Below are 11,293 nucleotides of genomic sequence, written 5' to 3' on the forward strand. Positions count from 1 at the left end.
GGTTTATATATACATTATCGATGAAACTAAATTTTTTAAAACTCTTTTTTGTCAAAATCCTGACAGGAATAATTTTTATCAGTGTATTCACCTCTTGCGGAAAAACTGAAGACCCAACTCCTTCATCTCATAGCAACTACGTTGACGAGAGAAAAAATTTTATAGGTGAAATAAAGGCAGCAAGAACAATCTATAATTCTGAAAATCCCAATCTATATGATCTCAAGGATTCTGTAATTGTAAGTATTGAAGAAAGATCAACCAACAACAGAGCGCTTTTGATTACAATAAAAGACATTTCCGGAACGAATGTAATCGCTAGGTTTGAGGCGGAGGTATATGAATTTTCAAATGAATCAATGAAGTTTTCAGTACTTCCTTCAACTTCTGGATTAGCAGTATATGGCCCCTATTATCAAGCTGCTGCATCTGCGAAAGATGGGAATTACAGTCCTCCAGGAAATTATTTGAATATCACTTTCACTCAGACAGAGAATAATGTGACCCGACAGGTTTTGGTTTTGAAAAGAGATTTGGATTAATTGAGCTGAAAGCTAAAGGCAAAAGTGTAAAGTGAAAAAATGGGAGTGTGCAATTCTTCTTCTGAAGTACTTTGTTGAGATATTTTGAAAGGGACTAAAATTAAAAAGGCAGCCAATTAAAAGCTGCCTTTTTATTACTGAAGTGCGATTTTTTATTGAGCAGTGAATGTTCCTTCTACAGGAAGTACAGCGCCCATATATTCAAACTCAGTATTTGCTTTCACCTTTGTCGCAGTCACTTCAGCAAGCGTTAATGTTTTTTCTTCCTCTGTGCCTTTATTTGTAACAATGGATTTTTGATCTTGAGAAAGTTCCCAAGTTCCTGATGGAGGAAGAAGGGCAGCAGAACATGGTGTTCCTCCATCGCTCAGAGTATATGTATTATCGTTCTTGAAGATAAGGATGTCATCTGTGACACAGCCAACGAGTGCTGAATACATTGGATTGGTTAAAATATTAGTGGTATCTGTGGTTAGATTTGCTTTTGTCAGTTTCCAGTTTTTTCCAACAAGGAGTTCCTTTGTATTGGTATTTTGAGGTGGGTTATTAGGAGTAGCATCATCGTCCTTGTCTTTTTTACAACCTACGAAAAGCAATAGCCCACAAAAAGCCAATAGTGTCAGTTTTGATTTCATAATTTTAATATGGAATGGTTAAATTAATTATCGATAAATATGTCAAATGGCTAAAAAGTAAACAGGGAAATTAAAACATCTGCGGTTGATATCTATTTCCGGTAACTTTTAATCGAAATTTAGTATTAATGTTCGAGCTATGCGAAATTATTTTGCTAAAATAAATATAGGGAAGGCTCCGTTTTTAAAATTGTCAATAATTTTAAATTGTCTGTATGGTTCATATAATTTCACTCATTTTTCTGATATTAGTGATGGGTTGCGCCCATAATACTTCAGAATCCTGTTTTACAGATAAAAAAAGACCTAAGAAAAACAGGAAAAAGGAGGTAATCATTATTTATGAACGTCAAAAACCAAGTTTCCAATGAATAAAAAATTACAGATATTATCCCTGACAATACTTGTACTAATATTATCTGCCTGTGCTACAGGAAAGAAGGGCTGCAATACCTGTCCGGATTTTGATAAGAAGGGAAAAAAATATCCTAAGGCTAAAAATAAAAAAAGAGCTTCTGTCTCAATGCCTGAAGCATTTCATCTTTTTGTTTAAAACAACTCCATATTTTTATTCAAAATTTTTAATTCTATGAAAAAGGTATTATTGCTTATGTTCTCAATACAGATGGTCATTGTGCCAGCTTGTACTGTATTTAAAAAGTCCTGCGCTACCTGCCCATCTTATCCGAAGAAACCAAAAAAACCTAAAAGCAAAAAGAGGATATCTTATTCCAATCAGGGAAAAGATATCCTCTTTATTTAAAATTAAATTTTTATTCTATTAAAACTCTGCGCTCTGTGGAGTTCTTGGGAAAGGAATAACATCTCTGATATTACCCATTCCTGTTACGAATAACATTAGCCTCTCAAAGCCAAGTCCGAAACCTGAGTGAGGTGCAGTTCCGAATTTTCTGGTTTCAAGGTACCACCAGATATCCTGCTCATGTATGCCTACCTCTTTAACCCTGCGAAGTAGTTTTTCATAGTTTTCCTCTCTCTGAGATCCTCCGATGATTTCACCGATACCAGGGAAAAGTACATCCATTGCTCTTACTGTTTTTCCATCCTCATTTTGCTTCATGTAGAAAGCTTTAATTTTTTCAGGATAGTCTGTCAGAATTACCGGTTTGTTAAAGTGTTTTTCAACAAGATAACGCTCATGCTCTGACTGAAGGTCAGTTCCCCAGTCAACTTTGTATTCGAATTTCTGACCGCTTTTTTGAAGTATTTCAACCGCAGTTGTATATGATACTCTTTCAAAAGGTGTACTTACAACCGATTTTAATCTGTCGATCAGTTCCTTATCATACATTTTGTTCAGGAATTCAAGATCGTCAGTGCAGTTGTCAAGTGCATATTGCACTAAGTATTTAAGAAATTCTTCAGCAAGATTCATGTTGTCATGGATGTCATAAAATGCCATTTCAGGCTCAATCATCCAGAACTCAGCAAGGTGTCTTGCAGTGTTTGAGTTTTCGGCTCTGAAAGTTGGTCCGAAAGTGTAAATTTCTCCAAGCGCCATTGCTCCCAATTCACCTTCCAGCTGACCTGATACTGTCAGGTTAGTTTCTTTTCCGAAGAAATCTTCCTTATAGTTAATAGATCCGTCAGGGTTTTTAGGAGGGTTTTTAGCGTCAAGTGTTGTTACTCTGAACATTGCGCCTGCACCTTCAGCATCAGAACCGGTAATAATCGGTGTATGCAGATATACAAATCCCTTGTCATTAAAGAATTTATTTACTGCAAATGCCATATGGTGTCTGATTCTCAGAACTGCTCCAAAAGTATTTGTACGAGGACGTAGGTGAGCTATTTCTCTCAAATATTCAACAGTAATATTTTTCTTTTGCAATTTATATGACTCAGGATCAGCTTTTCCTAATATATCGATTTCAATTGCTTGTAACTCCACAGGTTGTCCTTGAGCTGGAGATTCTACCAGCTTTCCAGTAACAGATAAACAAGCTCCTGTAGAGATGTCTTTTATAAGTTCTTCATTAAAAGTTGAAACATCTGCTACGATTTGTATATTTTTTATAGTAGAACCGTCATTAAGTGCAATAAAGGAGACATTCTTACTTTCTCTTTTCGTCCTTACCCAACCTTTTACATTGAATGAATTTCCGATTTCCTTAGAATTCAGGAGGTGTGTTATTTTTGTTCTTTTCACAGTCAAAAAAGAATTAAAACTAATTGAAACAATAAAATCTTATAATCTGTTAGCAAAAAAAGGATATTTTACCTTTTTAGGCAAAGTTTTATCAAAATATAATAATTTTGTCAGGGTCGGCATGGTTTTTGGCATCCCAGAATTTTCAAATTTTTAATGTCGGTTTTATATGCAAAAATTAGGATTAAACCAGACTTTACAACAAAAACTTTCACCTCAGCAGATTCAATTTATAAAACTGCTGCAGATCCCTACTGCCGAGCTGGAGAGCAGAATAGAAGAAGAGCTTGAAATTAACCCGGCGCTGGAAGAAGGAAAAGAGGAATATTCTTCGGAAGAAAGTCAGTCTGAAAACAATGAATATGATCAGGAGGAAGGTGAAGGAGATGGCGATAATTACAATGATGACGAATTAAGCGTGGAAGACTATATTCGTGATGATGATATCAGTGGGTATAAAATGGTCGGAGATGGTCCAAGTGAGGAAGAAGACAAAGAGATGCCCATTGCCAGCGGTTCTACCCTGGCCGATGCCCTTATCAGTCAGTTGGGCTTTTTGAAGCTGGATGAACGTCAGACGAATATCGGAAAACAACTTATCGGGAGTATAGACAGTGATGGCTATATTCGAAGAGAGTTGGAACAAATCGTAGATGACCTCGCCTTCGGTCAGAATATTGAAACAAATGCCGAAGAGATTGAGAAAATTCTTTTCCGCATTCAGCAATTTGATCCAGCAGGAATAGGAGCACGATCGCTTCAGGAATGTCTTGTTCTTCAACTTGAAAGAAAAGATGAAAATGACCCTGCAGTTGAAATTGCGCTTAAAATCGTTGAAGAAAACTTCGAAGAATTTACCAAAAAGCATTACGATAAAATCCAGAAAAGACTGGATATCGATGATGACTTAATGAAACAGGCTATACATCTGATTACCAAATTGAATCCTAAGCCAGGAGGAGGTGCGGTTGATGATGTGAAAACTCAATACATTATTCCAGATTTTATTTTGGTAAATAATAACGGAAAACTTGAGCTTTCTTTGAACTCGCGAAACGCTCCTGAGTTAAGAATCAGCCGATCTTATACAGAGATGTTTGATACCTATGACAAGAGCTCTAAAAAGGATAAAAAACTTAAGGAAGCCGTGTCTTTTGTCAAACAAAAGTTGGATGCAGCCAAATGGTTTATCGACGCTATAAGACAAAGGCAGCTGACGCTCATGCGAACAATGGAAGCTATTGTGAAATATCAGTATGACTTTTTCCTTGAAGGAGATGAAGCCAAACTGAAGCCAATGATATTAAAAGATATTGCAACTGAGATTAACATGGATATTTCAACTGTATCCAGAGTTGCAAACAGTAAATCTGTTCAGACAGAATTTGGAATTTACCCATTAAAGTATTTCTTTTCAGAAGGAATTTCCACAGAATCTGGTGAAGATGTCAGCAGTAGAGAAGTGAAGCATATTCTAAAGGAAATTATTGACGCAGAAGATAAGAGGAAGCCTTGCTCAGATGAAAAACTTGAAAAACTTCTGAAAGAAAGAGGCTACCCAATTGCAAGAAGGACAGTAGCAAAATACAGGGAACAATTGAATATCCCTGTTGCCAGATTAAGAAAGGAATTATAATAGTGGTAACGAGATACAAGCAAGCCAAAAGGAAATTCAATATCTTAAAAAGTACAGCGACAATACTCTCTGTACTTTTTCATCCAGTAATATTGCCAACATATGTGTTTGCTTGTTTGATCTTTTTTGCTCCTGCTACTTTCAGCACGCTTAGCGAACAAGGTAAATACTACCTCTTGCTGCTTATATTTATTACAACCTGCATTTTGCCTATTTTCCTCATGACCATTTTCCTGCAGTTAACAAACAGGACGATGAACCTCAAAGCCTTTTTTATGGGAAATAGAAGGGAAAGAATTGTTCCCTATCTGATTACTGCAATATTTTATAGTAGTCTGGCCTATTTTTTTGACACCTATTTGCACATGAGCGGCCTGATTATATACCTGATTGCAGCAATTGGAGTTACCATTCTGGTTTTGGCTCTGATTACTCTCTTTTACAAAGTAAGCGCTCATGCTACCGGTCTTTCTGGATCTATTGTTATACTGGTCATGCTATCTATGAGGTTTACCGATAATGATTTGTTCTATCCTATTTTAACTTTTATCCTGATAGCCGGTTTTGTCATGAGCTCCAGGTTATTTCTTAAAGCCCATACTGGAATGGAAGTCGTTACTGGAGTTTTAACTGGATTCATCGTTAACTTTTGTATATTTTATTATCTTTTAATCGGATAACAAACCATGTACCAGCATATTTTATTGGAAAAAAAAGGTGGAGCTGCCAGATTAACTCTGAACAGACCGGAAGTATTTAACGCACTTAACGAGACCCTCTGCAGAGAAATTCAGCAGGCTTTAAAAGAGATTAGTGAGGACAAAACGATAAAAGTTCTAATATTGACTGGAGCAGGAAAGGGCTTTTGCAGCGGTTTAGATCTAAAGTCAATAAATATTAAAGATGCCACTGTATCGGATGTTGTTAAAGACTTGTTTAATCCAATGGTAACATGGATAAGAACGCTCAATATTCCTGTAATTGCATTGGTAAATGGACCGGCGGTGGGAGCAGGATGTTCATTGGCATTAGCAGCAGATATGGTTGTCGCAAATGAAAATGCAACCTTTGGGTTTTCCTTTGTGAAAATTGGTCTGATTCCGGATACGGGCATTTCTTATTTTTTACCAAGGTTGGCAGGCAGCCTCAAGGCATTTGAACTATTTGCTCTGGGAAAAACAATTCTTGCCACCGAAGCAGAGCAATATGGACTTGTAACCTCTGCAATCAAAGAAGAAGAATTGGAAGCAACTGTAGACAAATTAGTAGCTTATTTTGTATCTGCTCCGACTAAAGCCATTGGATTCATCAAAAAATTGGTGACGGAATCAAGCCAAAATTCCTTACTTTCTATGCTGGATCAGGAAGCTAATTTTCAGGAGAAAGCAGCTCATACAAATGACTTTAACGAAGGTGTTGCTGCGTTTTTAGCGAAAAGAAAACCTGATTTTAAAGGGCAATAGAATTCTTTTAAGATTCTTAAAAAGAAGAAATCGTTATTCCAACAAGAAAAGGAGTTGCTTCTGGTCCTTTGTTATCCTTAAAGAGCTTATTTAAGCTGTAATAACCATATAAGCTTAATCCTCCAATTCCTATCCTGGCTGTAAGCCCATAGCGAACCCTGTTTAAGTTAAAATCTCTTATTTCCTTTTCCTTAATGGTTTCATCATTTTCTTTGAATTTGACTTTTGTCATTGATTTTAAAAGTAGACCCGCTTTAAAACCAATAGCCAGTTTAAGTGCTCTTGGCCAATACCGTTTAGACTGAAATCTTAATTCAAGTGGAGCATCAAGGTAAGTTAAACTAAGTTTTGACTTTTTGTAAGTTTTTTCAGGATCCCGATCAACAAAGATTAGTAAAGAATCCTGAGATATAGATAGGTTGGTGTTTTTTGCCGAAAAGGAATAATTATCAAAGGCAATACAGAGTCCGGAAGTGAAATAGAATTTTTTGGAAATTTTTATATGAGAATAGTGACCAAATGCACCTCCCCTTGATCCCCAGGTTCTAAGGTCTAATGCCCCCGGTTGATCTGACAGTTGATTTAAATAAAGATCTAGCCTGAAAGCCCTTATAAGGTGTCTTCCTTTATATTCGTCATGCTTGGAAAGAGAATCAGTAGTTGTTTGTGCACCAGATGCAAGAGCAAAAAGAAGAAAAGAAAGGAAAAAAAAGATTTTTTTCATAAAAAGAGTTTTTACTTATCGTAAACTTAGGCAAAAAAGGAATTGTTTCAGGAATTGTTTGAAGTAATTTGAAATCTATTTTAAAATAGCAGATTTATTTTATAAATTTGCACTCCTTAATTGGGAAATGCACTCGTAGCTCAATTGGATAGAGCATCTGACTACGGATCAGAAGGTTTGGGGTTCGACTCCCTACGATTATAAAACCTTTTGAAACAAGTCGTTATAATAGAATAGGTTAGAAGAATCTATTTATAATTGGTACAACATAGGTACATCTTTTTAAAAATATTGCACTCGTAGCTCAATTGGATAGAGCATCTGACTACGGATCAGAAGGTTTGGGGTTCGACTCCCTACGAGTGCACCCTGAAAGCACTGTAATTTTTTACAGTGCTTTTTTATTTTGTAGGGTATCTTTAAAAGATCTATTTTTTATTTCTAAAGTAAAAGTTGTATTATTCTATAGTTAATTTTTACTCAAATAATATTTTTCAACTACTTCTAATATTTTAATTCTAAATAATATATGAAAATTGAAAGGGTGGTTATACAAAATTATAAAAGCATTAAGAATATTGACATAAAATGCTCTCCTCAAGTTAATGCGTTTATTGGTGAGAATAGTGTAGGGAAAAGTAATATTTTTGATGCAATCAATTGGTCCCTAGGCCCGGTTTATCCTTCATTTAATTCAACACTTCCTCAAGATCACTTCCTTGGTGAATTATCTAATGAGATAAAGATAACTCTACATTTTGATGATGGTAAATACTTACAACTTGCCGAAAAATGGATTGATAAGAGAAACTTGCCTAAGTCTGGGTTAAATCTCTCCAATGATTATATTACCGATATAGAAAGACAAAAGTACTGTTCTGCATATTTAGGAGTTGATAGATCTATACTAGATCATTTACCTTCTAATAGGTGGACATTGTTGGGAAGAATTCTATTGGATATTAATCAAATGTTTAAATCACAAGTAGAGGTTGATGAATCCACAGGTGAGGAGATTAAAAAGACAGACGTTTTTAAAAAGGAAATAGAACGGATTAGAGATGAAATCCTTTTCTCAGTTGAAGATCAACATGGTACTCAAGTGATGAAAAAGTTTATTGAAATTTTACAAAAGGAAAGTGCAAAGCAATTAAATAAACCTGAAGAGGATTTTAAAATAGATTTAAATCTTTATGATCCTTGGAATTTTTATAGAACACTACAATTGATAGTGAAAGAAAGTGATACGGCTCTTTCCTTTCAGGCTTCAAATTTAGGAATGGGGGTTCAGGCTTCTATATCCATAGCAGTTTTAAAAGCATATTCCCAGATTAAATTAAAAAATAGTACACCATTATTCATAGATGAGCCAGAGTTGTTTTTACATCCTCAAGCCCAACGTAATTTCTATAAGGTTTTATGCGAACTTGCAGAAACAGGAGTACAGATTTTTTTTACAACTCATTCTCCTGATTTTCTCAATGTAGGTAGATTCAACGAAATTTTTCTTGTTCGTAAAAATGCTACTAATGGAACTTACATAAGATGTGCTAATCCTGTTAATTTTATTAAGGATCTTAAAATTCGAACTGGCATTATTTCTAGGGAAGCAGAAATTATGCTACAGTATAAAAATGCTTATGAAGAAACGGGTGATACACAAAAAGCTAACGAAGCATTTTTTGCTAAGAAGGTCATTTTAGTAGAAGGGCAAAGTGAATCTCTTGTATTACCGTTTCTTTTTGAAAAAGTTGGCTTTGATTATATAGCTAAAGGGATTACTATTGTCCGTTGTGGTGATAAAAATGATATTGATAGATTTTATAGATTATATTCAGAATTTGGAATACCATGTTTTGTAATCTTTGATGGAGATAAACAACATCAAGGGACACCACATGAAGCAGAAACTATAAAAAAGAATAAGTCTATATTATCAGTATTTAATGTTAGTATGGATTATCCTGATGGAGTAGTACAAAATAACTACCTTGGTTTTGAAAATACTCTAAATGAAAATCTTGGATTTGAAACGGGTCAAAAAGGATTAAAGCTTTATAAACAGACTCGTCAAAATATTACTTGTAGAGAACAGGTTCCTGCTTGGGTCAACCAAATTGTTGAAAAGCTAGAAATGTTACATGATAATATTCCTTCAATATTAAAAAATAACGTTGTTGTTTAAAGTTTCACTTTTTACTAATAGTGAAACTTACTTCTTTTTTACTGCTTAAGTTGTTAACCTGTAACAAATTGTTGAACCTGTAATAAAATCAAATATTTTTTTGTTTCACTTTTTCGTCCAGGAATTTTTAGTGAAACCGGGATTGGTTAGGTTTATCTGAAAAACCTATAATCAATATGAGTAAAAAAGGACTTAAAACAACCTGTTCTTATATAGAATGGGATACACTGCTTAATTTAATAGATGACCTGAAGGAAGAAGGCAATCTAAGAATGTGCTTGTATATATCAATTGCCTCCCATGTAGGAATGAGGGCTGGTGACATTCTTCGGCTTAAATGGAAGGATCTTCTCCATAAAGAGATGTTCTTTTGGAAGGAAAAGAAAACAGGAAAGGATAGGACGATAATAATCAATTCGAAGCTAAGAAGTATTATACACTTGGTTGCTCAAAAGAAAGATGCTTACTCTAAAATGGAAGATTATGTTTTTAGCAATCGAACAGGACTAAAACCAATTTCAATACAGTACCTTAATCGTAATTTAGATAGAATTTTTAAATTATACAATGTTCCAATTTCTGGTAATGGTTCAAGTCATTGTTTACGCAAATCCTTTGCAAGAAGAGCTTATTTTAAGTTAGGTGAAAATGAATACGGTTTAATGCTAATTCAAGAGGTGTTAGGACATACGAGCATTGCATGTACCAGAAGGTATTTAGGACTTAGGCAAGAAGAGATTAATGATGTATATTTGCAATTATAAGTTTCGACTACTAAATGTAATTTGATATGGAATATGAGTTTGTCATAAAAGCCAAGGACGTTGAATTAATACCTCATAAAGAAGAGATTGAAGTTTATCCGGATTTGGATGTATTTAAAAATTACATAATGGTTTACTATAAAAATTCTGAAATAGAGGATTATTATACAAACATTAAATTGAGTCAAGTATTATATGACGAGATAGTTTCTTTATTAAAGCATTATAATTTTGTTTCAGACAATGGTGTTCTTTCTTCTGAAGACAAAAAGCACATAGCCAATTTTTGTTTATTCATACAATGGTATAATTGGGCTACATACGAGAGTCAAAAATGTCAACAATCCCACGATGCACTTGAAGAATTAAATGCCAAAGTTCCTTCAGGAGCTAAAAGACCAAGAACTAACAAGAATGATTATAAAGATTTATATGACTTATTTGGAGCCTTATCCACCGGAAAAACCAATATCACTTCTCTAAGTTTCAGTGTTGATAATCCAATTAAATATAACGGAGCAGTACCATTAAAGACAATTACTATCAGCAGTGAGAAAGTTGTTCAAAAGATTGTAAAATTAACTAGGGAGCTTCTTGAAAGTGAAAGCGGACAACGTTGGAAAGAATCTACTTTTACAGACTACCCATACCAAAACACACAAAGATGGCATAGAGAAGTTTCAAGAGAGATAGTAAGGTACCTTGATGAAACCAAGTTAGCTCTTAAAGATCCATCTGTGGTATTGAATGCTGAAACCAAAAAGTTCCTTGTCAATTTTTTTAAGATTTTAGGATTTATTCGCAAAAGAGAACAAACTGAAAAATATGCCACAATTGATGATGAACTTAATGCAGTCACTAATTGGTATGAAATAGAACCCAAAACTTTAAATTCTAAATAGAATTAGAGAGCTTCGTCATATAATCATCATGGGTTTTACTTTCAGTATGAAGATAACCTTCGGTCGTTTTTACTGTAGAATGACCCATTAAATCTGCAATTATTTTGATTGGTATCTCTTTTTTCACACTGATAGTGGCAAAAGTATGACGAGCAACGTGGCTTGATAGTTTTTTGCCAGTGATTTCACACTCATTTTGAATTTTTCTTAAATACTTATTTACTAGAGCTGTCTTTGTAGAAATTTCTTTGTGCAAAACATTAGGATTTGAA

At 34.5% G+C, this 11,293-nt stretch carries 13 protein-coding genes and 1 tRNA gene; 10 read left to right on the forward strand and 4 right to left on the reverse strand.

Annotation, left to right across the window (positions count from 1 at the left end):
* Positions 1–20 precede the first annotated feature (20 nt).
* Positions 21–542 (forward strand): hypothetical protein, encoded by a 522-nt coding sequence (locus J7604_RS15990; RefSeq protein ID WP_293897468.1) that lies wholly within the window; start codon positions 21–23, stop codon positions 540–542.
* Positions 543–694: 152 nt separating this feature from the next.
* Here J7604_RS15990 and J7604_RS15995 read toward each other — a convergent pair whose 3' ends face one another.
* Positions 695–1,177, reverse strand: coding sequence for a DUF5004 domain-containing protein (locus tag J7604_RS15995; RefSeq protein WP_293897470.1), 483 nt, complete (start codon positions 1,175–1,177; stop codon positions 695–697).
* A 367-nt stretch (positions 1,178–1,544) separates the two neighbouring features.
* Between J7604_RS15995 and J7604_RS16000 the strand changes: the two genes are divergently transcribed.
* Positions 1,545–1,730: a hypothetical protein gene (locus J7604_RS16000; protein WP_293897472.1), complete on the forward strand. Its 186-nt coding sequence runs from the start codon at positions 1,545–1,547 to the stop codon at positions 1,728–1,730.
* Positions 1,731–1,766: 36 nt separating this feature from the next.
* Complete coding sequence (locus J7604_RS16005) at positions 1,767–1,940, forward strand: hypothetical protein (protein ID WP_293897474.1); 174 nt, start codon at positions 1,767–1,769, stop codon at positions 1,938–1,940.
* Positions 1,941–1,958: 18 nt separating this feature from the next.
* On the opposite strand, the gene asnS is transcribed toward J7604_RS16005, so the two are convergent.
* Entirely contained in the window at positions 1,959–3,347 is a 1,389-nt protein-coding gene (gene asnS, locus J7604_RS16010; protein WP_293897476.1) for an asparagine--tRNA ligase, read from the reverse strand.
* 169 nt (positions 3,348–3,516) lie between these two features.
* Between asnS and rpoN the strand changes: the two genes are divergently transcribed.
* The 3 genes from rpoN to J7604_RS16025 are packed head-to-tail and all read left to right on the forward strand — an operon-like array spanning position 3,517 to position 6,446.
* The gene (gene rpoN, locus J7604_RS16015) at positions 3,517–4,983 is read left to right on the forward strand and encodes an RNA polymerase factor sigma-54 (protein WP_293897478.1); all 1,467 of its coding nucleotides are present in this window, start codon (positions 3,517–3,519) and stop codon (positions 4,981–4,983) included.
* Positions 4,984–4,985: 2 nt separating this feature from the next.
* Complete coding sequence (locus J7604_RS16020; RefSeq protein ID WP_293897480.1) at positions 4,986–5,663, forward strand: hypothetical protein; 678 nt, start codon at positions 4,986–4,988, stop codon at positions 5,661–5,663.
* Between the two features lie 6 nt (positions 5,664–5,669).
* Positions 5,670–6,446, forward strand: a complete 777-nt coding sequence (locus J7604_RS16025; RefSeq protein WP_293897482.1) for an enoyl-CoA hydratase-related protein — start codon at positions 5,670–5,672, stop codon at positions 6,444–6,446.
* Positions 6,447–6,462: 16 nt separating this feature from the next.
* Here J7604_RS16025 and J7604_RS16030 read toward each other — a convergent pair whose 3' ends face one another.
* Positions 6,463–7,170 carry a porin family protein gene (locus J7604_RS16030; RefSeq protein ID WP_293897484.1) on the reverse strand — a complete coding sequence of 236 codons (708 nt, stop codon included), beginning with the start codon at positions 7,168–7,170 and terminating at the stop codon, positions 6,463–6,465.
* Positions 7,171–7,463: 293 nt separating this feature from the next.
* Here J7604_RS16030 and J7604_RS16035 point away from each other — a divergent pair.
* The 4 genes from J7604_RS16035 to J7604_RS16050 all read left to right on the forward strand — a co-directional run bounded on the left by J7604_RS16035 (position 7,464) and on the right by J7604_RS16050 (position 11,021).
* Positions 7,464–7,537 (forward strand) — tRNA-Arg (locus J7604_RS16035).
* Between the two features lie 162 nt (positions 7,538–7,699).
* Entirely contained in the window at positions 7,700–9,355 is a 1,656-nt protein-coding gene (locus J7604_RS16040) for an AAA family ATPase (RefSeq protein WP_293897486.1), read from the forward strand.
* A gap of 176 nt (positions 9,356–9,531) precedes the next feature.
* A complete protein-coding gene (locus J7604_RS16045) occupies positions 9,532–10,119 on the forward strand; it encodes a tyrosine-type recombinase/integrase (protein WP_293897488.1) in 588 nt (195 codons plus the stop codon).
* A 26-nt stretch (positions 10,120–10,145) separates the two neighbouring features.
* Positions 10,146–11,021 carry a hypothetical protein gene (locus J7604_RS16050; RefSeq protein WP_293897490.1) on the forward strand — a complete coding sequence of 292 codons (876 nt, stop codon included), beginning with the start codon at positions 10,146–10,148 and terminating at the stop codon, positions 11,019–11,021.
* Here the strand turns inward: J7604_RS16050 and J7604_RS16055 are convergent.
* A partial coding sequence (locus J7604_RS16055; RefSeq protein WP_293897492.1) for a tyrosine-type recombinase/integrase occupies positions 11,014–11,293 on the reverse strand: 280 nt, incomplete at its 5' end. The genes J7604_RS16050 and J7604_RS16055 overlap by 8 nt on opposite strands.

It is taken from the genome of Sporocytophaga sp., assembly GCF_017745095.1.
Lineage (GTDB): Bacteria > Bacteroidota > Bacteroidia > Cytophagales > Cytophagaceae > Sporocytophaga.

Coding starts and splice junctions, on each gene's coding strand:
- J7604_RS15990 (WP_293897468.1), top strand. CDS start 21: ATGAAACTAAATTTTTTAAAACTCTTTTTTGTCAAAATCCTGACAGGA.
- J7604_RS15995 (WP_293897470.1), bottom strand. CDS start 1,177: ATGAAATCAAAACTGACACTATTGGCTTTTTGTGGGCTATTGCTTTTC.
- J7604_RS16000 (WP_293897472.1), top strand. CDS start 1,545: ATGAATAAAAAATTACAGATATTATCCCTGACAATACTTGTACTAATA.
- J7604_RS16005 (WP_293897474.1), top strand. CDS start 1,767: ATGAAAAAGGTATTATTGCTTATGTTCTCAATACAGATGGTCATTGTG.
- rpoN (WP_293897478.1), top strand. CDS start 3,517: ATGCAAAAATTAGGATTAAACCAGACTTTACAACAAAAACTTTCACCT.
- J7604_RS16025 (WP_293897482.1), top strand. CDS start 5,670: ATGTACCAGCATATTTTATTGGAAAAAAAAGGTGGAGCTGCCAGATTA.
- J7604_RS16030 (WP_293897484.1), bottom strand. CDS start 7,170: ATGAAAAAAATCTTTTTTTTCCTTTCTTTTCTTCTTTTTGCTCTTGCA.
- J7604_RS16040 (WP_293897486.1), top strand. CDS start 7,700: ATGAAAATTGAAAGGGTGGTTATACAAAATTATAAAAGCATTAAGAAT.
- J7604_RS16045 (WP_293897488.1), top strand. CDS start 9,532: ATGAGTAAAAAAGGACTTAAAACAACCTGTTCTTATATAGAATGGGAT.
- J7604_RS16050 (WP_293897490.1), top strand. CDS start 10,146: ATGGAATATGAGTTTGTCATAAAAGCCAAGGACGTTGAATTAATACCT.